Annotated in this window: 23 protein-coding genes and 1 tRNA gene; 1 reads left to right on the top strand and 23 read right to left on the bottom strand. The window is 43.0% G+C overall.

Translation table 11 applies throughout. The features are described from left to right. Window positions 1-407 precede the first annotated feature (407 nt). The 15 genes from lysS to spoIIE form a co-directional block, all read right to left on the bottom strand. Complete coding sequence (lysS, locus tag ACFO3D_RS10205) at window positions 408-1,889, bottom strand: lysine--tRNA ligase (RefSeq protein ID WP_390295449.1); 1,482 nt, start codon at window positions 1,887-1,889, stop codon at window positions 408-410. A 266-nt stretch (window positions 1,890-2,155) separates the two neighbouring features. Further along, window positions 2,156-2,395, bottom strand: a complete 240-nt coding sequence (locus ACFO3D_RS10200) for a helix-turn-helix domain-containing protein (RefSeq protein WP_390295447.1) — start codon at window positions 2,393-2,395, stop codon at window positions 2,156-2,158. Continuing rightward, window positions 2,365-2,877 carry a 2-amino-4-hydroxy-6-hydroxymethyldihydropteridine diphosphokinase gene (gene folK / locus ACFO3D_RS10195; protein ID WP_390295444.1) on the bottom strand — a complete coding sequence of 171 codons (513 nt, stop codon included), beginning with the start codon at window positions 2,875-2,877 and terminating at the stop codon, window positions 2,365-2,367. The genes ACFO3D_RS10200 and folK overlap by 31 nt, the downstream gene beginning before the upstream one ends. After that, the gene (gene folB / locus ACFO3D_RS10190) at window positions 2,874-3,239 is read right to left on the bottom strand and encodes a dihydroneopterin aldolase (RefSeq protein ID WP_390295442.1); all 366 of its coding nucleotides are present in this window, start codon (window positions 3,237-3,239) and stop codon (window positions 2,874-2,876) included. Before folB ends, folK begins: the two co-directional genes overlap by 4 nt. Further along, the gene (folP, locus tag ACFO3D_RS10185; RefSeq protein ID WP_390295440.1) at window positions 3,232-4,065 is read right to left on the bottom strand and encodes a dihydropteroate synthase; all 834 of its coding nucleotides are present in this window, start codon (window positions 4,063-4,065) and stop codon (window positions 3,232-3,234) included. Before folP ends, folB begins: the two co-directional genes overlap by 8 nt. A gap of 157 nt (window positions 4,066-4,222) precedes the next feature. Continuing rightward, window positions 4,223-5,146: a cysteine synthase A gene (gene cysK, locus ACFO3D_RS10180; RefSeq protein ID WP_390295438.1), complete on the bottom strand. Its 924-nt coding sequence runs from the start codon at window positions 5,144-5,146 to the stop codon at window positions 4,223-4,225. A 113-nt stretch (window positions 5,147-5,259) separates the two neighbouring features. Beyond that, a complete protein-coding gene (locus tag ACFO3D_RS10175; RefSeq protein ID WP_390295436.1) occupies window positions 5,260-6,156 on the bottom strand; it encodes a peptidylprolyl isomerase in 897 nt (298 codons plus the stop codon). 15 nt (window positions 6,157-6,171) lie between these two features. After that, a complete protein-coding gene (hslO, locus tag ACFO3D_RS10170) occupies window positions 6,172-7,053 on the bottom strand; it encodes an Hsp33 family molecular chaperone HslO (protein WP_390295433.1) in 882 nt (293 codons plus the stop codon). 7 nt (window positions 7,054-7,060) lie between these two features. Then, window positions 7,061-7,849, bottom strand: a complete 789-nt coding sequence (locus ACFO3D_RS10165) for a type III pantothenate kinase (RefSeq protein ID WP_390295431.1) — start codon at window positions 7,847-7,849, stop codon at window positions 7,061-7,063. Between the two features lie 157 nt (window positions 7,850-8,006). Next, window positions 8,007-10,049 carry an ATP-dependent zinc metalloprotease FtsH gene (gene ftsH, locus ACFO3D_RS10160; protein ID WP_390295429.1) on the bottom strand — a complete coding sequence of 681 codons (2,043 nt, stop codon included), beginning with the start codon at window positions 10,047-10,049 and terminating at the stop codon, window positions 8,007-8,009. A 182-nt stretch (window positions 10,050-10,231) separates the two neighbouring features. Next, window positions 10,232-10,780, bottom strand: coding sequence for a hypoxanthine phosphoribosyltransferase (gene hpt / locus ACFO3D_RS10155; protein WP_390295427.1), 549 nt, complete (start codon window positions 10,778-10,780; stop codon window positions 10,232-10,234). A gap of 10 nt (window positions 10,781-10,790) precedes the next feature. Further along, window positions 10,791-12,185 carry a tRNA lysidine(34) synthetase TilS gene (gene tilS, locus ACFO3D_RS10150; RefSeq protein ID WP_390295424.1) on the bottom strand — a complete coding sequence of 465 codons (1,395 nt, stop codon included), beginning with the start codon at window positions 12,183-12,185 and terminating at the stop codon, window positions 10,791-10,793. Window positions 12,186-12,348: 163 nt separating this feature from the next. Then, window positions 12,349-13,287, bottom strand: a complete 939-nt coding sequence (locus ACFO3D_RS10145; protein ID WP_390295421.1) for a protein kinase domain-containing protein — start codon at window positions 13,285-13,287, stop codon at window positions 12,349-12,351. After that, on the bottom strand, window positions 13,250-13,990 hold the full coding sequence (locus ACFO3D_RS10140) for a VWA domain-containing protein (protein ID WP_390295419.1): 741 nt from the start codon (window positions 13,988-13,990) through the stop codon (window positions 13,250-13,252). Before ACFO3D_RS10140 ends, ACFO3D_RS10145 begins: the two co-directional genes overlap by 38 nt. Before the next feature lie 334 nt (window positions 13,991-14,324). Beyond that, window positions 14,325-16,775, bottom strand: a complete 2,451-nt coding sequence (gene spoIIE, locus ACFO3D_RS10135; protein ID WP_390295417.1) for a stage II sporulation protein E — start codon at window positions 16,773-16,775, stop codon at window positions 14,325-14,327. A gap of 620 nt (window positions 16,776-17,395) precedes the next feature. Between spoIIE and ACFO3D_RS10130 the strand changes: the two genes are divergently transcribed. After that, window positions 17,396-17,469, top strand: a tRNA-Met gene (locus ACFO3D_RS10130). Between the two features lie 274 nt (window positions 17,470-17,743). Here ACFO3D_RS10130 and ACFO3D_RS10125 read toward each other — a convergent pair. The 8 genes from ACFO3D_RS10125 to spoVT all read right to left on the bottom strand — a co-directional run bounded on the left by ACFO3D_RS10125 (window position 17,744) and on the right by spoVT (window position 24,057). Next, the gene (locus tag ACFO3D_RS10125; protein ID WP_390295415.1) at window positions 17,744-18,127 is read right to left on the bottom strand and encodes a S1 domain-containing RNA-binding protein; all 384 of its coding nucleotides are present in this window, start codon (window positions 18,125-18,127) and stop codon (window positions 17,744-17,746) included. A gap of 72 nt (window positions 18,128-18,199) precedes the next feature. Further along, complete coding sequence (locus tag ACFO3D_RS10120) at window positions 18,200-18,580, bottom strand: FtsB family cell division protein (RefSeq protein WP_390295413.1); 381 nt, start codon at window positions 18,578-18,580, stop codon at window positions 18,200-18,202. Window positions 18,581-18,586: 6 nt separating this feature from the next. Next, a complete protein-coding gene (gene yabQ / locus ACFO3D_RS10115) occupies window positions 18,587-19,186 on the bottom strand; it encodes a spore cortex biosynthesis protein YabQ (RefSeq protein ID WP_390295411.1) in 600 nt (199 codons plus the stop codon). Then, window positions 19,183-19,482, bottom strand: a complete 300-nt coding sequence (gene yabP, locus ACFO3D_RS10110; RefSeq protein WP_390295407.1) for a sporulation protein YabP — start codon at window positions 19,480-19,482, stop codon at window positions 19,183-19,185. The genes yabQ and yabP overlap by 4 nt, the downstream gene beginning before the upstream one ends. A gap of 57 nt (window positions 19,483-19,539) precedes the next feature. Further along, window positions 19,540-19,800, bottom strand: coding sequence for an RNA-binding S4 domain-containing protein (locus ACFO3D_RS10105; protein ID WP_390295519.1), 261 nt, complete (start codon window positions 19,798-19,800; stop codon window positions 19,540-19,542). 5 nt (window positions 19,801-19,805) lie between these two features. Beyond that, window positions 19,806-21,260, bottom strand: coding sequence for a bifunctional methyltransferase/pyrophosphohydrolase YabN (yabN, locus tag ACFO3D_RS10100; RefSeq protein ID WP_390295405.1), 1,455 nt, complete (start codon window positions 21,258-21,260; stop codon window positions 19,806-19,808). Next, window positions 21,257-22,834 (bottom strand): putative polysaccharide biosynthesis protein, encoded by a 1,578-nt coding sequence (locus ACFO3D_RS10095; RefSeq protein WP_390295403.1) that lies wholly within the window; start codon window positions 22,832-22,834, stop codon window positions 21,257-21,259. The genes yabN and ACFO3D_RS10095 overlap by 4 nt, the downstream gene beginning before the upstream one ends. A gap of 686 nt (window positions 22,835-23,520) precedes the next feature. Next, window positions 23,521-24,057, bottom strand: a complete 537-nt coding sequence (spoVT, locus tag ACFO3D_RS10090; RefSeq protein ID WP_390295517.1) for a stage V sporulation protein T — start codon at window positions 24,055-24,057, stop codon at window positions 23,521-23,523. Between the last annotated feature and the right edge of the window lie 68 nt (window positions 24,058-24,125).

The following is a 24,125-nucleotide window of genomic DNA, read 5'->3' as shown; positions in this document are numbered from 1 at the left end:
GAAAGCATTAAATGCTTTTCCTGTCTTCTTGACATACTGGTTGTTTTGTTCAGTTTTCAAGGATCAAATTTCAACGTCGCTCTCAAATTGGCGACTTTATTAATATACCATCTTCACAACATAAAGTCAATAACTTTTTTCAACTTTTTGTTGTAATTGGTTGGTTTCACCGACAACAATACAGTTCTCTTCCGCATCCGCAGAAGAAGAATTGCGTTGCAGTTATTAGCGCAACGTTTAATAATTTACCATGGTTGCTAACTAAAAGCAATAGGGAATTTGAAAAAAATAATTGGATATTTCATCCAAACTCGCGTTTGCGCTTAAAAAAATAAAGCAGTACAGAAACCATAACCTGTATGGTCGGCTCTGTACCGCTCCTATATGAAAGGTTTAAATTGTATAACCTATTTGTTCCGCATCTGAGGAAACAGCAGTACATCCCTGATAGATGGGGAGTCGGTCAGCAACATTACTAATCGATCGATTCCGATTCCAAGACCACCGGTAGGCGGCATACCATACTCGAGCGCTTCAAGGAAATCCTCGTCCATTAAATGCGCTTCATCGTTTCCGGCATCCCGTTCTTTAACCTGAGCCTCAAACCGCTGCCGTTGATCAATAGGATCATTCAGCTCACTAAAGGCATTTGCATGCTCTCTGCCAACAATGAAGAGTTCGAATCGATCGGTAAACCGTTCATCTTCTTCATTCTTCTTGGCAAGCGGAGAGATTTCAACCGGATGTCCATATATAAAGGTAGGCTGAATTAGTTCCTCTTCTACTTTCTGCTCGAAGAACTCATTTACAATATGGCCAAATGTCATCGATGGCTGAATATCAATTCCATGTTCTTTTGCCAATACCCTTGCATCCTCATCACTCATCTTCTCCCAGAAGTCTACTCCGGTATATTCCTTAACTGCATCTACCATATGAAGTCTCTTCCATTTAGGCTCCAAATTAACTGTATAGTCACCATAGGCCACTTCTGCTTTACCAAGTACTTCTTTTGCTATATGCGCAATCAGCTCTTCAGTAAGTGACATTACATCATGGAAATCTGCATAGGCTTCATAAAGTTCCATCATGGTGAATTCAGGATTATGACGGGTAGAAACACCCTCATTACGGAAAACGCGTCCAATCTCATATACTTTTTCCATACCACCGACAATCAGCCGCTTAAGATGCAGCTCTATCGCTATACGCATATATAACGGAATATCCAGAGCGTTATGATGCGTCTCGAATGGACGTGCAGAGGCACCACCAGGAATTCCGTGCATCATTGGCGTCTCCACCTCTAGGAATCCCTGCCCATCCAGATACCGGCGCATGGATTGAATAATTTTACTGCGAAGAACAAAGGTCTCCCGGCTGTCCATGTTTGTAATTAGGTCAAGGTAGCGTTGACGGTAGCGCTGTTCGATATCCTTCAATCCGTGATATTTCTCCGGAAGCGGGCGCAGTGACTTGGTCAGAATAGTAAATTCTTTTGCTTTGACCGAAAGCTCTCCTACTTTGGTTTTGAACATTACACCGGAAATTCCGATAATGTCCCCCATATCCACTGATTTAAATATCTCGTATGCTTCTTCACCAATCATATCTTTTCGGACATATACCTGAATCTGTCCGCTTAAATCCTGCACATGGGCAAATCCTGCTTTCCCTTTGCCACGCTTTGTCATTACCCGACCGGCAATAGTAACTTCATCTGTTTTTTCCTCCAGCTCTTCCTTGGAGAACTGGTCATACTTAGCAATAAGGTCCTCTGCTAAGTGGGTCCTGTTAAATTTTCCGCCAAAAGGATCGATTCCCTGCTCTTTATATGAATTGAGTTTCTCCCGGCGTACCCGCATATGCTCATTTAGTTCTTCTGACACAACTATCACTCCAATATTTCTATTTTCGACCGAACTCCGATCCGTTAACCAACATTATATACAAGTATATAGAAAAAGAAAATTCCTTTCATCCGTCGAACCCTATGATTAAATATTGATGAACAAAAAAACTGCCAGTACGTAACCGGCAGTTTTTTCATCCTCGTCCATTGAATCAGGAAGCTCTGCTTGCCGCTTGGAGTTCCTGGGCATAGTTATAAAGTATTTCTAGTAAGCCTTCACGTGTTTCGAAACCATAATATCGCTTATTTTAAACGTTCCTTATCCTTCTGTGGAGAAGTTTCTGTCAGTGTAAGTTCCTGCTTTGAGACGGATAGCTTATCAGCAATCTGCTCGATCAAGTCACCGGAAGCTTCGATTTTTCCCCGTTCCACATCACCGAGCGTTACGATTGGTACGTCCAGTTCCTTGGCCAGGTCCACTTGTGTGTAGCCTTTTAACTTACGAAAGGCTTTTATTCTTCTGCCAAGTCTATGTCTGTCCATTTGCTTACATCCTTTATGTCACTTTCCGAAAGATCTTCTATATAATCAGCCACTGTTTTCCCCTTTTCCCCAAACCTTAATTCAGGGGAGATCTCATGTAGAGGGACTAGCACAAAAGCCCGTTCATGCATTCGTGGGTGCGGAAGTATTAATCGGTCCGTTTTTCTATTTTCTTGATTATAGACCAAGATGTCAAGGTCTATTGTGCGGGGGCCAAAGCGTATTTCTCTTTTTCTTCCTAATTTTTGCTCGATCGACTGACAGTAATCTAATAGTTCCAGCGGGCTAAGTGATGTTTGGATTTCCGCCACCATATTAAGAAATTCTGCCTGGTTCGTGTAGCCGACTGGAGCAGTCTCATAAATGGAAGATTTTTCTACTAGTAGAATTTTATCATGCCGGCTTAATAATTGTAAGGCCTTTACAAGATGTTCTTTTCGGGGTTCAATATTGGTTCCAAGCGCAAGATATACCTGTTTCATTGATCTCGCTCCCGGAAAATCTCTACGGCAACTGACTGATAATGGCCTGGGATAGGTGGATCCGGTTTAGTTACCCGAAGTCTGCAGCTGTCCAAAAGAGGAAAGTTATTAAATAAACTTTCGGCGATCTCCTCTGCCACCGCTTCGACCAATTTTTTGGGGTTACCTTCCATTATCTCTTTCACATGTTGATAGGCATCCCCGTAGTTTATGGAATCTTCCATGGCATCTGACTTTCCTGATTTACTCAAATCAAGAAACAGTTCCGCATCAACATAAAATCGTTGACCCAGTTTATTTTCCTCCGGGTAGAGCCCATGATACCCGTAAAACTCCATTCCATTTAAGATGATTTTATCCAATGGTTTCTGCTCCTTTCTTTCCGAGCATAGCATCCATCATCTTTGCCAGTTCCACATTCAACTTAACATTGTGAACACGGACGATTTGCATCCCTTTAGCAATTCCAAGACAGGTCGTAGCCCCTGTTCCGTTATCCCGGTCAGCAGGCGGAACATCAAGAACCTTGCCAATAAATGACTTGCGTGACGTTCCAAGAAGAACCGGATAACCAAGGTCGTTAAACTTCTCCAGATTATTCATGACTACAAGATTGTCCTGTGATGTTTTGGCAAATCCCACTCCTGGATCGAGTATGATGTTTTGTTTTGGCACACCTGCTTCAAGTGCGATATTAATACTCTCCTGCAAATCCTTTTTCATATCGTCGATTAGTGATGTGTAGTTTTTGTCTGGACGATTATGCATAAGTATTATTGGAACGTTACACGCTGCAGCAACCTCAGCAATTTCAGGTTCTTTTTTCGCCCCCCAGACATCGTTTATAATATCCGCTCCTGCCTCAACCGCCTGCCTCGCCGTCTCAGCTTTATAGGTATCAATTGAAATAGGTATGTTTACTTTCTCTTTAACCGCCCTGATAGCCGGCAAAACACGGTTTAGTTCCTCCTCGAGCGACACAGGGTCATGATCGGGACGGGTGGATTCTCCGCCAATATCAATAAAGTCCGCTCCCTGCTTCTCCATTTCAATCGCCTGGTCAACAGCCCGCTCAATCGTTGTATAACTTCCACCATCAGAAAAAGAATCCGGTGTAACATTTAGGATTCCCATAATATGTGTTCGTGCAGACAAATCGTATGTACTACTTTTAGTTGTCAGTATCATCGCTATCCTTCTTTCATCTCGTTTTATATAACTGTAGCATATCAAATCTATTCCATGTGTGCACAGGTAATCATCGCCTTGTTAGACAGTCTTTTCTACACTTAAAAACGGCTGGCATCCAAATCAATCGATGCCAGCCGTTTCATCTTACATAATTTTATTCTTCTTCATATTGATAAAGTGGGGTGGACAGGTATCTTTCGCCATTGTCCGGTATTACAGCAAGGACTTTCTTGCCTTTCCCAAGTTGTTTGGCAACCTTTTTAGCAGCTGCAACCGCTGCACCAGCTGAAATACCACCCAGGATCCCTTCAAGTTTAGCTACTTGACGTGATGCTTCGAAAGATTCTTCATTCGAAATACGAATAACTTCATCGTAAACATCCGTATCAAGGATTTTCGGTACAAAACCTGCACCAAGCCCCTGAATTTTGTGTGGTCCAGGTGACCCTCCTGACAGGATAGCAGAATCTTCTGGCTCTACTGCGTATATCTTCACATTTTCAAAGTTTTCTTTAAGGACTTTACCAGCACCTGTAATCGTTCCACCAGTACCGATCCCGGATACAAAGGCGTCCAGTTCATCCATTTGCTTCACGATTTCTTTTCCTGTTGTCCGGGCATGGACTTCAGGATTTGCTTCATTGTTGAACTGTTGGGGCATGAAATAGCCGTTTTCATCTTTTAGTTCCTCGGCTTTCTTAATAGCACCCTTCATTCCGTCTGCACCAGGTGTAAGAACAAGTTTTGCACCATAAGCACGCAGCAGGTTTCGACGCTCCTGACTCATTGTATCAGGCATAACCAGTACAGTTTTATATCCTTTTGCCGCAGCAACCATTGCCAGACCAATCCCTGTATTTCCACTGGTTGGCTCAATAATGGTGTCGCCATCTTTAAGGTCACCACTTTCTTCAGCAGCTTCGATCATGGAAAGTGCGATTCGGTCTTTTACAGAACTGCCGGGATTCATGAATTCCAGTTTTAAGTACACATCAGCACTATTTTCATCCACAGTACGATTTAACTTGACGATTGGTGTTTCCCCAATAAGACCAGCAATATTATCAGCAACTCGCATTCTAATTCCTCCTAATTCCTAGTAAATTTGTAGGATTAATTATAATGTACGTTGAAATGTATGAAAAGTCAACTAATACAAACTATTCATGGCGATTTCCTTATTTCCTTAGTCTATTCATAAATCCATTCAATGTTCAACTGATTCCATAAAGGTTCAGCAGTTAGCGTCTGATCCTGCTTATCAAGTGCAAGCTCACGCTTTATGTACGGCTTTATCTCATCATAACTAAACGTGATAGACGGCAATTTACGGTGCAGATATATTATTGCAATACCGGTATCGCTTTGAAATGGCTCACTGAACGACCGCTCCTCCATAGCTTCTGCAGCCTTCAAATAGCCTCCAGGAAGGAATTGACTCGAGTTGACAAAAGTTCCTAGATATCCACCCTCATCTTTGGTATCTTCATCGGTGGAGTATTCTTTCGCAAGCAATTCAAATGATGCGCCTTTCTCCAATTCTTCTACAACTTTCTCTGCGGCTTCAAAGTCAGGGACTATTATATGGGAAAGTTGAATCGACGCCTGGAAGTTATACTGATCCTGATATTTCTCATAATGGGCACGGATTTCTTCCTCAGGCGCCGAGGTTCCAGATGCCAGAAGAGCACCCAAACGGTACCTGTACAGGATATCCTCCCGCCATTCTTTTTCTTTTTTCTTCGTCTCTTTTTCAGAGAGCACCCCGGCCATTGTTGTGAGCAAAGCTATTTCCCGGGCAATAACTTTGTCGTTTATTTCAATATTTTGTTCCTTGGCCAGCTGGTTGACAACTGACCGGTTAATCATGTTCTCCAGTTGATCTTCTCCATGATTTTCTCGTAAAGTTTCCATCCAATCTTCGTAGGAAACTTCCTTCCCACCAACGGAAGCAACTGCACCATCCTGGTTGATTGCTTTATTGTTGTTATCAACCTTGACTGTTTCTTCTTTGTTCCAAAAAAACAATGTGGCAATATTCGTAATTACCAGTACCACGATTACACCAAACAGAAATTTCTTCTTCATTAGTAACCCCTCTCGCTATTCCCCGGCTGACTCTTTAAGCTCTTCCAGTTCCTTTTCTGAAAACTGGTATACTTCATTGCAGAAATGACACGTAGCTTCCGCACCATGATCTTCATTAATCATTTTTTCTATTTCCTCATTGCCGAGACCTGTAATTGCCCGTTCCACTCGCTCCCGGGAACATTTGCACTTAAACGTAATCGGTAATGTTTCATGAATTTTTAAATCTTCCTTGCCAAATAGCCGCTCAAGAATTTGCTGCGGGGTATTACCCTCTCGGATTAACGTCGATATTGCAGGGAACGCCTGAATTTTTTCCTCAAGCTTCGTTACAACCTCTTCATCTGCCCCAGGCATAACTTGGACAATAAAACCGCCAGCTGCGAGAATGGTATGATCCGGGTTAACAAGCACACCAGCTCCAACCGCTGAAGGAATTTGCTCAGAATTGGCAAAGTAGTATGTGAAGTCCTCACTGATTTCCCCTGAAACAATTGGAACCTGGCCTGTAAAATAATCCTTTAGCCCCAAGTCCTTTACCACACTCATATTTCCTTCTGTACCCACCGCACGGGCAACATCCAGTTTTCCCCGTTTATTGAGGTCAAAGTCAACATGCGGGTTTGTTACATAACCACGCACCTCACCTTTAGCGTTACCATCTGCCACGATTACGCCAATTGGACCATGACCTTCTATTTTGACCGTCAGGGAATCGTCACCTTTCATCATGGCTCCCATCATAGCCGTAACAGTTATAGTCCGTCCCATTGCTGCTGAAGCTGTAGCCCATGTATCCTGTCGTCTGCGTGCCTCTTCCACTGTGCTTGTCGAAGTTGCAGCATAAGCACGTATCATGCCGTTATACGTCGTGGCTTTAATCAAATAATCCTTCATGATGTATTCATTCTCCTTTTTGCGATTGATTAAGGTTTTTTTTGTAAATTAAATATAACCCTTTCAATGTTAAATGCTTGTCCACATAGTCAATTGTCTCAGAAGCATCGGAAATTAATGCCGCAAGTCCACCAGTCGCAATGACCTTGGGCGTGGAGTCCATTTCCCGCTTCATACGGTTTACTATTCCATCAACCTGTCCGACATATCCATAAAAGACACCGGATTGCATCGCTTCGATCGTTGAACTTCCAACGACATGTTCAGGAGCCTGTATCTCTATTTTTGGAAGCTTGGATGCCTTACTGTAGAGTGCTTCCATTGAAATATGAATGCCCGGCGCAATTAATCCACCAAAGTATTCCTCGTTTTTATTGATATAGCAATAGGTAGTCGCTGTACCAAAGTCAATAATAATGAGCGGAGCACCATATTCTTCGATTGCCCCTACCGCATTAACAATCCGGTCAGCACCTATTTCATTCGGGCTTGGATAAGCCATTTTAAGATAGGATCGAACATCCTCTTTTCCAATAACCAGTGGGTCCTGTCCAAAATACTTTTCACACATTTTTTCAAGAGCAAACATAATCGGAGGGACTACCGAAGAAATAATGACTCCGGTAACATCCGAAAACGCCAGCTTTTGATGTTCAAGCAGTGACTTTGTAAGCATCCCAAATTCATCTTCTGTCTTATATCTGTCTGTCTTAATTCGCCATTCATGTATCAGTTGATCATTATCGAACACGCCCATAACCGTATTCGTATTTCCCACATCTAGTACAAAAAGCATTCGTAACCATACCTTCCCGCCAACAGTAATTTCTTTCTTACTAATATACCATATTTACCCTGGCTAAAGAACATTATGCCCTTCCCATACCGCCCGGGATTCTTACACCAATCATATAAAAGCAGCCTCCCGTTTAGGAAGGCTGCTCTGTTATAGGTTATTCTTTTTTATCGTCTGATTGCTCATCATCCTGCTCGGACGCTTCAGCTTCACGACGTTCTTCAGCTTTTCGTTTTGCCTCTTCAAAACTTTCTGGTTCGACCTCATCCTCTTTGGACTGGATATTTACTCTCATATCCTTATCGTCGCTTGAGGTGTGCTCTTCCGCCTTAGTGGTCGGAGCCTTATCGGTCTCTTCTTCCTCTTCCAATTCTTCTGGTTCAGGAAGCTTGCCATTTTCAAACAGACCTTTTATCTGCTTGGCATCCAATGTTTCCACTTTAAGAAGCGTTTTTGCGACCAGTTCAAGTTTATCCTTGTTCTCAGTAAGAATCTTCTTAGCACGATCGTAACAGTAGTTGATAAAGTTTTGCATCTCTTTATCAATTTCGGTTGCGATGGCATCACTGTAATTCTGGTCGTTCTGAATGTCACGACCAAGGAATACTTCGCCGCCGCCACTGGTAAACTGCAGCGGACCGATTTTATCACTCATACCATACTCGGTAATCATCTTACGGGCAATACCCGTTGCACGCTGGAAGTCATTATGGGCGCCTGTACTTACCTCGCCGAAAATAATTTCCTCTGCAACACGCCCGCCGAGCAGTCCGGTAATCTTATCGAACAGTTCAGGCTTAGTCATAAAGTAACGGTCTTCTTTTGGAAGCATGACGGCATAACCGCCTGCCTGTCCACGAGGCACAATGGTAACTTTATGGACCATATCCGCCTCATCAAGTACCATACCGATAATCGTGTGTCCACTTTCATGGTAGGCAACAATATTACGCTCTTTCGGCGAAATAACCCTGCTTTTCTTGGCTGGACCTGCGATAACACGGTCAATTGCCTCATCGACATCAAGCATGTCGATTGATTTCTTATCATTCCGTGCAGCTACAAGCGCAGCTTCGTTCAGCAGATTTTCTAGGTCAGCACCAGAAAACCCTGGTGTCCGCATCGCGATTGTTTTCAGATCAACTGTTTTATCAAGCGGTTTATCTTGTGCATGTACTGCCAATACTTCCTGACGACCTTTTACATCAGGGCGGTCAACCGTGATTTGACGGTCAAAACGTCCTGGACGCAGTAAGGCAGGGTCAAGAATATCCGGACGGTTTGTAGCAGCAATCATAATGATTCCTTCATTCGCTCCAAATCCATCCATTTCAACGAGCAGCTGGTTCAGTGTTTGCTCACGCTCATCATGGCCACCGCCAAGACCAGCGCCACGCTGACGACCTACTGCATCAATTTCATCAATAAATATAATACATGGTGCATTCTTTTTGGCATTCTCAAACAAGTCACGTACACGGGAAGCACCTACACCAACGAACATTTCCACAAAGTCGGAACCACTGATGGAGAAGAATGGTGTTCCAGCTTCACCAGCAACAGCACGTGCCAGCAATGTTTTACCTGTACCAGGAGGTCCTACAAGAAGAACCCCTTTTGGTATACGAGCACCTACAGCGGTAAACTTACGCGGATCTTTCAGGAAGTCAACTACTTCCACAAGTTCCTGCTTCTCTTCATCCGCGCCGGCAACATCTTTAAAGCGAACTTTTTTCTTATCTTCGCTGTACATTTTTGCCTTACTTTTACCAAAGTTCATTACACGGCCGCCACCGCCGCCTTGTGCCTGACTAAGTATGAAGAAAAAGAATAATCCCAGAATCAGAAACGGAATCATAGTGGTCAGGAATGTGACCCATCCGCTTGGCTGCTCCTCTTCTTTCACATTCAGGATACTTTGCTCGGTAGCCTGCTCATAAACATTTGATACTATTTCCGTATTTTCCGGAATCTGTGCGATGAACTGTTCCTCTTCACTCAGTTGTCCGGTAATACGTATTATTCCATTTGATGGCTGCATCGTCATTTCTTCGATGTCACCATTATTTAATGCGTTCATAAACTGTTGTACAGTAAATTCTTTTGCTTGTTCATTCTGTCCATTAAATACTCCAATAACTCCTATTACTACTAAGAATATGAGTAAATAAAAGATCACATTACGAAATATCCGGTTCATTACTTACCTCCTCCCAAGCGGGAAAAACTACAAACAATAGTACCATAGGAAAAAGTGCTAATACAACTAATTCCACTTACTTAAAACACATGATTCTGGCCATTTTCCTTTACGTCTGACACCATTATGAAAAAAATCAACAATTCTGTGAAGGCTATATCAATATGTTGATAAATTTCCTTTTATGATTCTTCTCCACCATATATTTTCGGTTTAAGTACTCCGATATACGGCAGATTACGATATTTTTCCTCGTAATCCAGTCCGTACCCGACCACGAATTCATTCGGAACTTCAAATCCGACAACATCGGCCTTGATATGCGCGGTCCGACCGGATGGCTTATCCAGAAGCGTAACAATTTTAATGGACCTGGCTTTCCGGTATTTGAATAAATCGACCAGATAGCTTAGGGTTAGCCCACTGTCAATAATATCTTCAATGATCAGCAAGTCACGTCCTTCCACTTTTGTATCAAGGTCTTTTACAATCTTAACCTCACCTGACGAACGCATTTTACCCCCATAACTCGATACGTCCATAAAATCCATTTCCAGGTGTGTCTCCATCCGGCGCAAAACATCAGACATAAATGGCATTGCCCCTTTTAAGACACCAATTGCCAAAGGAAACTTTCCATCATATTCTTCAGTCAGCTGCTTACCAAGTTCAGCACATTTGGCGGCAATTTCTTCCTCTGTAATAAGTATTTTTTCAATATCGTTATGCATGATGCTCCTCCTACATATTACCTTTATTGAATGTCAATTGAATGTATGTGCCCTTATTCACCTGCTGTTTCGGCTTACCTTTTTTTAGCCCGATAATCCACAATATTTCACCTTTATTATCGGTAAGTATTGGCCAGATATCCCTCTTTTCCAGAGGAACTTTAGCATCAATAAAAATATCCTTGACCTTTTTGCTTCCATTCAGTCCTTCCCAGCGCATCCGGTCACCAGCCTGGCGGGTCCTGATATGTAAAGGTAGTTCAATACTGGCTTTATTGCAATAATAACCCAGTTCCCCCGTGACTTCCGGACTGTCTGTCAGGATTGCCTGCAATACTGACCCATCCGGCAACTCTGTCTCACCTGGTATATTCACTTTCTGTTGGAAATATAAACGTTGTGATTGATCGTTTGAGAAGGAAAATACTGCGGTCTGATACACCCTTTTCAATTTCAGTTGTTGTGGAAAATCAATTTGGATATTGCCTTCAGCACTGTCCAGCAAGGTGAAAAATTGCTTTTCATGCACATATGACAAATTTCTAGGCAGTTTATTATACAGATAGTTTAATATTAGATGATAGGCCCGCCTTTGTAAAGAATGTGGATAGGTCTGAAACTCAAGAATATTAAAGGAAGCTTCCTTATTCCCGTTTTTTAAATTCACCGTTGTTTCAACGAGCCTGGCTGCCTCCTGACGAAGGTAGCGTTCGTCCTCCTGCAGTGCCTCACTCAAGTGCTGAACGGTTGCTTTTATGTTGCTGTTTTGTTCTTTAATCAGCGGAATGACCCGCTTCCTGAAAAAGTTTCGCGTATAGGTTGTCTCTTCATTGGAGGGGTCTCGCCTTGGGTAAATGCCATTACTCCGGCAGTACATTTCAATCTCATTCTTCGTAACGGCAAGCAACGGACGAATAATCTGTCCATTCGCAAATTCGCGTCTGATTGGGATCCCTGAAAGTGATGAAGGTGATGCCGACCTGGAAAGGGCCATAAGCATCGTTTCCACCTGATCATCGCCATGATGCCCGAGCGCCAGAAAGTCTGCATTATTCTCAATCATTTGCTCTTTAAAAAAATTGTAGCGGAGTTCTCTGGCGGCAACCTGTGTCCCAATTTGCCTATCCTGTTTATACGTAGAGACATCCAAAAAGGTTCCAATAAATTTTATATCCCAAGAACTGCAAATAGACTCCACATATGCGAGGTCCTCCCGTGACTCTGCGCCCCTTAACTGATGATCAGCCGATAACGCAATAACTGTCAGGTTCCAGTTATCCCGGATTGCCTTAAAGTAATGGAGAAGCGCCATTGAATCAGGCCCACCGGAAACACCTAATAAAACGGTGGAGTTTTTCTTCAATAATTTATGTTTCTCAATAAACGCCTGAACTTCGTTAATCATCCTTGTCCATCTCCAGTTAGAATGCGTAAGCGTCATGCTCAACGTTAGTTATATGGACTGCGCCTGCTCACATCGGACGCTGAAGCTAGCTTAACTATACTTGGCCAACCGGCAATCATCCATAGAAATGCCATGTTTCACCTAATACATATCGTATCATACTTCATTGTATTAGTAATGAGGAAATATAATATAATAATGCGATCAGGGATATTCCACCTGCCTCCACATATGGTGTTCCTTTTGGAATGGAATTGGCTGTTCGTTTTTGGGATCGCTTTTTTTGTGTAACCGCCTGTAGGATGCCTGCCAGTTCTTTTTTCATTTCTTTGCTTGATTGATATTTTCCGAGAAGCGCTCGTTTCAGGCAATCTCTGTATATCCTGAGCGGCTTTACATCATCCAGTTGCCTGAATAGGGTTGTCCGTGGATTGCTTCCCCGTTCAAACCTTCTTGGATAATAAATATTCAAAACTACCATTACAAATGCAAACAAATCATAACTTGGTTCAGCCCTCCTTGACCCAAGTCCCCAATACCCTCTGTCAAAGAACTCCGTATATTCCTTAACTGCCCTGCCTATCTGTGTCGTCCCGCCTACATCTATCCAGCGGACTTTAGGCGGAGAAGACAGCACAATCAGGTTTTCCGGCTTAAAATCACCGAACACCCATCCAGACTGATGGAGTTTCTCCAAGTCATCAAGGAGCTGCAGCATAAACACACCAAGCCATTCATCTCCATGTTGCCTGATAAAACTGATCAGGTTTTGGCCGTGCAGATACTCCATTACATAAAACGAATATCTGAGGGATGCGGACACGACCCAATCATCAACATCTAATAAACAAGGCCCAAGTGGATTTCCTTGGACCTTCTTTAGTGACTTGAGGACATTGACCTCAGTTGTCATCGATGAGCTGTTCTCGCTTATTTTAAGGGCAACCTTTTGTCCGTTCCAGTCACACAGATATACAGTCCCTACTGCCCCGTTTCCAAGCTTCTTTGTTACCACGTAACGATGGTTATGCCATTTACCCTTGATTGCTGTTCCAGGTTTTATTTCAATTCCATGCTTCTTCCATGCCTGATTCATCGTCATCCCTCAAGTTCTTTAGCAAACTCTTCTTTCCGAACTGATAGATTGCTTCCCTGATTGCCGGTCCTGTCGGTGTAATTCCGCCACTTGTTAGTTTAGGATAAACCGTTGACATGGCATCAAGTTTAGGTGACCAGTCAAATACCTTCTGGATATCTTTTCGTTTCCCAGGAAAACTGTAGATGCAAAATCGGTTTCGTCCGATTCGCGCATTCAGACTGATGGACAAATCGATTAGCGCCTCTTTTACTGTAGGCAGTTTATCATGCATACTCGCACTTGTATCTACCAGTACTAACACTTCCAGATCACAGGTCTCGCCCATATCTTCAACAACTTCCATGATTTCGCCGCGTTTTTCCGGCTCGATATCCTCCAGACTCTGATCAGGTCCAAGAATCTGCTTCAGTTCTTTATTAACGAACCCTTGCAGTGTCTGTGTCATCGCCTGTTTCGTAACCATTTGCACTGTCTGGGAAAGCGACTGCTTATAGACAATTTGGCTGACTCCGCCTCCTGCCAGTGCAATATCTTCTACTTCCTGCAGTCCCTCAGGCTGCTCGGTCTGATCATCATCCAAAATACCAATAACATTTACTGTAATGCCCTGCTGATGGGCAAGCGCTGCGGTTGCTGCCGGATCTTCACCCTTATTTGAACAGCCGTCCGTAATCAGCAGAATTTGTTTCAATGTTCCTTTTTTCACTAGGCATACCTCCCAATTATTCCACTACCATCATCGCCAGATATTGTGCCATATATACGTCAAAAGACTATCTTAAAGGGAAATATGCTCGTGTCTTCGGGTAATCTGCCCACCTCCTTAGTCGTAAAAATGTGCACCCTGCATTTTATCAGTGGCAGACCTCATATATCCGCCGTTGTTTTAGATTTATCCGCGGTCCTCCGTTGGATATCCGTTGTTGACAACGGGTTATCCGTAGATTACGCTCATTTATCCGGAAATCGCCCCAAATTGGCAAAATAAAACTGATACCAGGTCTACGCTCGCTAACCGGTATCAGCCTGAGCATGCATATTTACTGTGCTTTTTCCGTGTACATGGGAATGGATGTCCACTGTGGGGTGTTTTTCATTATTTTTGCCACCACCACTGTCATGTCGTCAGCAATCTCCCCTGACCGTGTTCGGATAACCTCCTCCAGCAGCAGATCGGCAATCTCCTGCGGCTCGTCGGTTTTCATTTCCCGGATTTTCCGTTTCAGCCAGATGTCTGTATTCTCGACATGTTTAGGACCATCAAATATTCCGTCACTCATCATGATTAAAATATCTTCGGACTTCAATTGCTCACCGACAATATCGACATCAAATTCCTGAATGATTCCCATCGGCAGATTGCCTGCTTCAATTCTGATCAGTTCATCTCCACGTTTTACAAAGCTTGGCGTGGAGCCAATTTTCAAGAACCGGACGAACGCGTTGTGTAGGTTGATAACCGCTAGGTCGAGTGTCGCGAACATTTCATCAGATGTTCGGAGTGATAGAATTGAATTAATCGATTTAATGGCAACCTTTTCCGGAATCCCGGTCTGAAGAATCTGCTGGAGGAGGCGCAGTGTTTCTTTACTTTCCTCACTGGCACGCTGTCCATTTCCCATGCCGTCACTGATGGCCATGGCATATTTTCCTTCACCAAGCTCGATTGTCGTATAGCTATCTCCAGATACCAGTCCACCACCTTTAGCTGCGTTAGAGATACCAGTATCAATCACATACTCTTTCGCTGACCCAAATGCCAGGAAACAGCTTCCGTTCGGGAAGGGTGAAACTTCTTCTTTTTTTACAATAATCATTTCATTTAAAATATCGGACAGGACGGGGGCAATCAGCTTAGGACCCTCGCCGTGATAATCATAGAATGATACGGTCATTTCAATGTCGACATTTCCTTTATCCAGTCGATAGATATCCAGCTTTTCTAGATCAATCCCCATATGTTTCAATGTATTAACAATTTGAATTTCCTGTTTCTCGTGCTGTTGCCGCTCCTTAAGTATTTCATTTGCAAAGTCCTCCATTACCTCGGAGACTCCCTGCAGCTGGTCAGCGACAAATCGCTTACTTTCCATTACCTGTTTCTTAAGTTTCTTGTTCGCTTCATAAAAAGATAATTCCTCTTTCATTACATCAATTACTTTACGCGACTTCACACAGTGGTTTTCAAACTCGCGCATCAACTTCCGACTTGGTTCTTTTCCTTCAGTTAATTCCTCCTTCAGATTTTCCATTAGAGAATACGTACCATCAAATTGCTGCTGCCAGCACCTGTCCTTCATAAAACAGGTCTGACATGTTTTCTCGGTGATCTGACTTAAAAAGAAATCCGTTTCCCGTTTATCATCAATTTGTTCTTCGGTGAATTCTTCAGAAGAAGCAAAACTCCTGGAAAGCGCTTCAAATACATCGGAAAACTGTTCTACCCTTTTTGCGGTAACATTACGGACCTTCTGCAGATATTGTTCCTGCTCATTCGTGTGCTCTTCCGTACCAGGGATAAACCGCGACATTTTTTTGAACAAACTTGCCGGTGTAACCAGGAAAAGAAGAATTGCTATCGATGTCTCAATAAGGGACGGCATGAGTGACCCAACGTTTACATAGATGCCAACCAAAAAAGTACCAACCAGCAGCCCGAAGCTTACACCAATTTTGTTGCCCTCCTTAAGCAAACCGCCAAGCAACCCGGAAAACGCCAGCAGGCTCATCTGATAAAGGTTGGCCACATTTGCGAGTGACAGGATAAGTCCAGCTACAACCCCGACTGTCGAACCAATTGCAGCGCCGCCAATAAAAGCAAGCAATAGAACGAAATAGCGGGACAGCACCTGCTCCACAGAAGCACCATACCATTCCCAGCCAATTGTTCCGGTAAGAATCGATGCGAGAAGAATTATCATGCAAACAATTTCTTCATTTTTTAAAGCAGGATTGTATCTCTTTGGTGATAACAACGGAATGCTTTGCATAAATATAAGTACAAGTACACTCCCAAGCACTCCTTCCACAAGGAGAAGCATCCATTCATAGGATGAGAGTGTATCGGTTAATGAATATACAAATAAACGTGGTGCTACGGTAGAAAAGAACGCAAAGATTGGAATGAGGACCTGCTGATGTTTCCGGTTTTTGAAAATGCCGGCCAGCAGTACAAATAAGACCATTGCCAGTGAAATAAAACCACCATGGTAAAGTGAAACACTTAATGCCCCGGCAAGTACTGCAATCATTACTTTAGGTGCTTTATCCCTGTGGATCACCCATATTGTCGCCAGAAATGCCACCGCAAAAGGTGAGACAACCGACAGAATAACTGCTCGTCCAAGCAGAAAGCCCACAATATAAAACAGCCATCTTCGCTCGAATAAAAGTGATTTTATTTTAGAAGATGCCCCCGTATGTAATTTTCTCAATGGATTTTTGTGGACTCTGATTGGTTTGGATTCCGCTCCTGAAATTGATCCTATCATACAATACCACTCCCTCTTGCAAACATTTAAACACATTATGCTTTCTTTTTTTGTCAAAATAACAGGGCAAGTCCGGAAAATCGTTCGACTGCATTCTATGCGGACAAGCGATATTCTACATAAGACTCCGGATACTGTTTGGAATTGTCTAATAATTTATTTTACTAAAGTAAATGAATTGAAATAGATTTCGCTGTGTCTTCCCGGCCTTGGGTAATCCGCTAGCTTCCTCTGCCCAGTTCGGTGTCCCTTATTAGCTTTATTCAGCGCTAAATAGATTAATTCAGCGTTCGCGAGGTGGTATTCAGCGCCGGTCAGCGTTTTTCAGCGCAACCGGGTTATAATTCAGCGATTACAAATTAATCTGGCTGGAGTTTCTTGCTGATGGATCAGGAAAACTCTAATTCATACAACCAACCTTCTAAAAAACAACCAAATGAAAAAATATCCATTGACACACGTCCAACCCTGTTGTATTATATTTTTTGTGATTCAAAAAGGTGAAGCGGGCTTGCCAGAGACGACATGCGTAAGCAAGAGACTGTAGAGTTCTGCTCTTGTACTCGAAATGTCTATTGCTTACGTCACGAGTCTCTAGCCCGCTGAACTAGATTCATTTTGGCGGTGTAGCTCAGCTGGCGAGAGCGTACGGTTCATACCCGTGAGGTCGGGGGTTCGATCCCCTCCGCCGCTATATAAAAAGGTGAAGCGGGCTTGCTCAGAGACGACATGCGTAAGCAAGAGACTGTAGAGTACCGGTTTTGTACTCGGAATGTCAATTGCTTACGTCACGAGTCTCTAGCCCACTGAACTAGATTGAGTAAAACGAAAAAAGGCGACTGCTTCTTTAGCAATCGCCTTTTTTCAATTTTAAACCTATCCTATTACAAAAAGAGCGGGTACCACCTCATCTGAAGTGGTACCCGCTTTTTTTATATAATGTAGAGCATTGTCACAGACAGCAGCTGCTATCCTCTTTTAGCACCTCGACCTCCACGTTTGGATTCAGTGTGCTTCTTTAAAGAGGCTAAACGATCCTCAGAATCCTTCAGAAACTTGTTCATTTTGGATTCGAAGTTTTCACCGCGATCACGATTATTTCTTGGGCGTGCTGGTTTATCCTTGGCTTTTTTAATGGATAAACCAATCTTACCGTCCTTTTCAACATTAATAACTTTAACCTTTACCTCGTCACCGACAGTAAGGTGTTCATTAATGTCTTTTACATAATTGTCGGCAACCTCACTAATATGGACTAGTCCTGTCTTGCCTTCTTCCAGTTGAACAAAGGCTCCGAAATTAGTGATACCAGTTACCTTACCCTGCAGCTTGCTGCCTACTTCGATTGACATAAAAAAAATGCTCCTCCTTAAAAGTTTGAAAATGTAGTTCTTATATATTATAGCTAAGCTTGTAAAAGTGTGTCAATAAGAGTGTTCATCGTCCGGAAGTTTAAAGATAAGTTCTCCCTCTTTTGAGAAGAAATAGTTCGTTCGGGCTATTTGCAGAACGTAATCTTCATCTTTCAACAGATTGATCTCCTCTTTCAGTTCTTTCTCTTCTTTTTCCAGTGTAGCAAGCTTGTCCTGTAACTGCTCATACTCCTGTGCTTTCTCTTCCTGCAGCATCCGCTGCTGAATATGATAGGTTGTCAAACAGCCAATTACAATTACGACCACTGCAGAAAATAGTACTAGACGACGGATGAGACGCTTCTTTTTTCTTTTTTGACGTTCTATGTAGGCATCATACTGCTGTACGTAGCTTGATTCAATTTTCGTGATGGGTTTCTCTTTCCGGGACACCTGCATCTACCTCCTCTTAATCGTCAAATACTTTTTCCATTTCTTAAATATATTCTCCATTTTACTATAAAACCCTGCAACGGTGTGTAAAAAATTTCGGATATTTTTTGGCAGCAGCCGATGAAGTGCTGAAAACACCCAGGCTACCGGTACAAAAATAAACGTAACAATATAACGAATAATTGTCCAGAGAATGCTCGCTATAAAGACGATAATGGCTACAAGCATCTTTACTATATATATAATTGGAGCCACCACAATCGCCAGGAATGTGTTTTTGGCAAACTGGTAGATTCCGATTCCAATTCTGATCAGGTGCTCAAGCAGACGTTGATAGATGGTTGACGCCAACACTTGGTACATGGAAAATCCGAGCAAACAAGCAATAAATACATAAAATCGTAATTCACCGCTGTTTACCCGGAAAAGCAGATAATATAGGAGTACTGTCTGTGTAAGCCAGAAGCTGATTTCCATAAAGTATAAGAGAACCTTTTTTTTCCTCCAGTACACCGAGAATCTGCGGAAGGTATCCAGGCTCAACCCCAGATAAAAACCGCCCAGCACCATGGAAATCATAGTCAGAAACTGCACGCTCAGAGTCATTTAAACAGCTTGCTAAAGAGTCCTTTAGCTTTCTCCTGCTGTTGTTCATCCACGTAGGAAAGCTCGTATATTTTACCTTTAATCGAGACAAGGCCTTCACCTACATCAAGATTCTTCAGTTGCAGATTCTGTCCGCGGACGATCAGATATCCCATTACAGTTTCTAAAAGAAATTCTTCATTATCAAAACTATCAACTTCTTTTACACCGGTGATCTCAAGGTTTTTACGGTTATTAATCTTTACAAAGTGTTCCTGATTAGCACGCTGCGTTGTATCCTTTTCATAGTAATTCATACACTTCGCCCTCCTTATCATTATTACTGTATGATAGGTAGGACAAGTGTAGAACCTCTACGCGTTAACTTTCTCTTCTTTTAACACGGTGTAAAGCATTTCCGCTTCGTCTTTCTTAACTGCCTCTTTAAGAGCTTTAATTTCCAGTGTGACCACTTTCTGGCCAAATTTGATGACCAGTTCATCTCCGACTGATACAGTCGATGATGCTTTTGCCTGGTTGCCGTTAATGGTAATACGCCCCTGATCGGCCACCTCTTTTGCCAGGGTGCGCCGCTTAATCAATCGTGAGACCTTCAAGAATTTATCCAAACGCAATTTCATCACTCTCTTTTCTTTGCCTGATTCCAGTAATAATCCATTTCTTCTAATGGTGTTTCGTTTATGTCTTTTCCCCGCTCATTAAGCTGTTCTTCGATGAAGCTGAACCTGGACAGGAACTTCTGATTGGTCAGATTCAAGGCTATCTCTGGGTTTATTTTATAATACCTTGATATATTGGCAAGTACAAACAGAACATCACCGATTTCTTTTTCAAGATGTTCCTGTTCCTGACTTTCAACTGCTTCTTTAACCTCATCTACTTCTTCATGAAGCTTGTCCCATATATCATCAACATTATCCCAATCAAACCCAACCTTAGCCGCCTTCTTCTGTAGTTTATATGCCTTGGCAAGCGCCGGGAGACCGACTGACACTCCATCCAGTACGGATTTCCGCTGGTCACCCTTCTCTTCTTTCTTCAGTGCATCCCATGTCTGATAGAGTTCATCAACTGTGGAAATGGACGTATCACCGAACACATGCGGATGGCGGTGAATCATCTTATCCGTTATGGAGCGGATGACATCGTCAACAGTAAAATAACCGTCATCCTCACCAATCTGGCTGTGCAGCATTACCTGAAGCAAAATGTCCCCTAGTTCTTCGATAATTCCCTCATCATCCTGCTGGTCGACCGCCTCAATAAATTCATATACTTCCTCAATCACATACTCCCGAAGTGATTCATGTGTCTGCTTTTTATCCCACGGGCAGCCATCCGGACCGCGCAGCACAGCGATTACTTCCCGCAGATGCTCAAACCTGTGATTCAATAGGTGCGAAGGAGCCGGTGGCACGTAAACCGATGTCAGATTGTTAACTTCAACAGAGCGGTCAAGTTCCTCGAGAGGAATGGTTGTAATCTTCTCCTGCTCACTTCCAGCCGCTGTAACTATTGTAACAGAATATTCTGGAGGAAGATCCTCAAGCAACGCTAGTTTAACTTCTGATGCAACAAACTGATCATATACCTGACAGAAAACCAGGTGTTGCCTGTAATTTAGTTGTTCACGATTAAATCCAGTTCCATCGACAAACTGAAATCCATCAATCGGATCTATTTTTAATGATGTAAACAAAGCATCCAGGTAGCTTTGGCCCCCTGCAACCTCCACTTCTATTCCCGTTTGTTCGAGCAGGAGCTGAACTGTTTTTTCTGCAAGCATCGGGTGTCCGGGTACCACATAAATCAGTGACGAATCTTTTGCTTGTTCAAGCAGTTCCTCCACTATCTGCTGATAAACATCGGCAAACTGGTTCTTTTTTTCATACAGAATGTCATACGACGTAAAGTGCAGACCCTCGTCCTGAAGCGTGCTGATTACCGGATGGTCATTAGTCCTGGAAAATAAAGGTATTGTTGTATTCGTAAGTTTTTTGTAAATTCCAAGCGGCAGTTGATTAATATCCCCTGCACCAAGGCCGATAATTTCTATTCTGTTTCCCACAATCATTTCCTCCCTCGGTGAAATCGTATAAGTAACGTGGTAAAAGGCAGCATGGATATTTCTTTTTCAGTAAATGCTCCAAATCGTAATAATAAAAATAGATAAAGTACCGCACCGCAACTTACAACAATAAGCACATAAAATAGTAACCCCAAACGTGAAAGAACATCACCTGCAAGATAATCACTTACCAGCAAGAAGCAACACATTCCTGTTAGAGCTATGGATAGTGCCAACCAGTTTATATGTCGTTCCACACGGAGTTCAGGCAACCTTCTTTTCAGTGCATATAGCATCATTATAGAAAGAAGCGCAAGACTGATGACAGTAGCAAGGGCACTTCCCGTAATTCCAAACAGCGGAACCAGCGCCTGATTTCCGATCCATTTCACAAAAAGGGCAATCAATATAAATCCCGCAGTCCGCTTAATATACCCGAGGCCTTGGAGAATCGATCCAGCCGTAATAGCAATCGAACTAAGGAAAATGGCGATCACAAGTACGCGCAGACTTAGTGTACCCTGGTCATTTTGAAAGAGCAGGATATTAACTTCAGGGAAAATCACAATCAGTCCAACCATAGCGCCTGCAGCCAGATAAAAACTGATTGTAAGTGCGCTATGGATATATGTATAAAAATCTTTCGGATTACTGGTCAATCGTTCCCGTGAAATAGACGGTATTAACGCCAGAGCAAATGAGGAACCCAGCACCGTACCAAGTTGAATCAATGGCTGTCCACGGTCAAAAACACCTTTTGCCTTCATCGCCTCGAGCTTTGTATACCCATAATCCATCAGACTTGGCACCAGGGTGAACGTGTCAGCAAACTGAATTACCAGCAACACCATGTGATTTAAGGCAGCCGCGATTCCGAGAACAACGAAACTTTTCAAATAGAACTGCCATGGAATCTCAAACTGCTCAAGTGAAACAGGATTTTTCCGCAAAAAGAAAACGCCAACTATCAGAATTGCCCCCGCCCCTCCACATATAGCTGCAATCGCGGCAGCCTTTCCGATCAGATAAACATCCCCGCTCTGAAAATAAATATAGGTGGCAGCATAAATAATGACAAATACACGAATAAACTGTTCACCAATCTGCGAGAACGCCGTAGGTTTCATGTCCTGAATCCCCTGCAGGACTCCGCGTAGCACCGACACAAACGGCACAAGCAGAAAAGCAAACGATGTATATCTGTATGCGGGCTCAAGGTTGGCATCACCAACCCAGACAGCAATCTGGCCGGCATTCAGGAAAAGAAACAGGAACATCCCGCCGTTTATGAAAAACAGAATCAGGAATACCGGAAAATAAAAGGACTTAAGCGAAAGACCTTTTCCATTACCACGCAATTCTGCTGTCATTTTGGAAACTGCTGACGGAAAGCCGTAAAGTGACAAAACCAACGCAATTCCGAGCAGCGGATACACCTGCTGATATATATAGAACCCTAGATCCCCTGTCAGGTTTTGCAGTGGGATCCGGTACCCCGCACTCAGCAGTTTGCCGATAAGTCCTGCCAGCGTCAGAAGCAAAGCACCTCTGAGCAGCTTGTTGGTTTCACTTCCAGCCATGATAAACGCCCTTCTGTACAATTTTTGTTTATTATAGCATATCAGTATTCTCTTCATCTTCCTAGAACAGGTTTGATTATGCCCATATTAAAAGGCACTTTTCGTAAATTTTGTTGTTCCTTAACCCTCAAAGTTGATATAAAATGCGAAACAACTCTTAGCTTCGCTTCGGAAATACATTCCGCTTTCCGCGGGCAACGCTTCAACTTCCTCGGAAGAAAACCACTTCCTGCGGGATTTTCAGCTGTTGCTTCGACGAACAGGACGTTCTAGTACCGGCGTTGGTCACAGGACGTGACCGTTTTTAGCCGGTGACCCGCTGGAGTCTCCATGTATTTCCGTCGCTGGATTGAAGTTAATTCATCCTTATCCAGATGCCCATCTTAATCTTATCAAACGACAAACGCATATTAGCGCAGGCATAATACGAAGACTACTGAGGAAACAGAACGGATCTGAAGAACCCCGCAGCGACGGCCTTTCCGCGAGGAGACTGAAGCCGTGCCCGGCGGCAAAGGAAACACTGTGAAAGCTTTAGCTTGAACAGATGTTGAACTTGCACCCGGAGTGGTGAAAGCGACTGCGCGTAGCGGAAATCAACATAACTATCTTGTAGAAAATAGCCTATTAAAAAGAGCAAAAACCAGGATAGCCTGACCTGGTTTTTGCTCTTTTGTTCCATAAAGTTATTCCATTTGTTTCGCCAGAAAACTTGAGGCGGTCTCCAAGCTCTTCTGTTCAATATTACTGAGTTTCTTTCCATCTTTGGAAAACATGATTACACAGCCAACCGGATCACCATTAGCAATGATAGGACTAATGCAATACGAATCTAAATCTTCATCTTTTCCCTGAACGAGTTCAACGGTATTAGCTTCTGTCTCAAACACCGGTGTGCGGTCCTGCATTATTTTCTCACTTTGATTACCAATGCTTTTATTTAAATAATCCTTTTTTGATTCTCCTGCAACTGCGATAATTTCATCCCGGTCACATATCAGGACGGGATAGTGCAGGGAGTCAAATAATGCTTCTGCATATTCCTGAGCAAAACTTCCCAGCTCATTAATTGGTGAATACTTTTTTAAAATGACTTCACCTTCTCGATCTACAAATATCTCTAATGGGTCGCCTTCACGAATACGCAACGTTCGTCTTATTTCTTTTGGGATGACCACTCTGCCCAGGTCATCAATCCGTCGTACGATTCCTGTTGCCTTCACAGTGATAGCCTCACTTTCTACGATGATTTTTCTCTGGTGTATGTAAAAATTCAACTTTACTCCCATGT

Source organism: Virgibacillus kekensis (assembly GCF_042654125.1).
In the GTDB taxonomy this organism is placed as follows: Bacteria; Bacillota; Bacilli; order Bacillales; family Amphibacillaceae; genus Lentibacillus; species Lentibacillus kekensis.
Note: the sequence above shows the minus strand (reverse complement) of the source record. Positions and strands in the feature narration are given on the sequence as shown.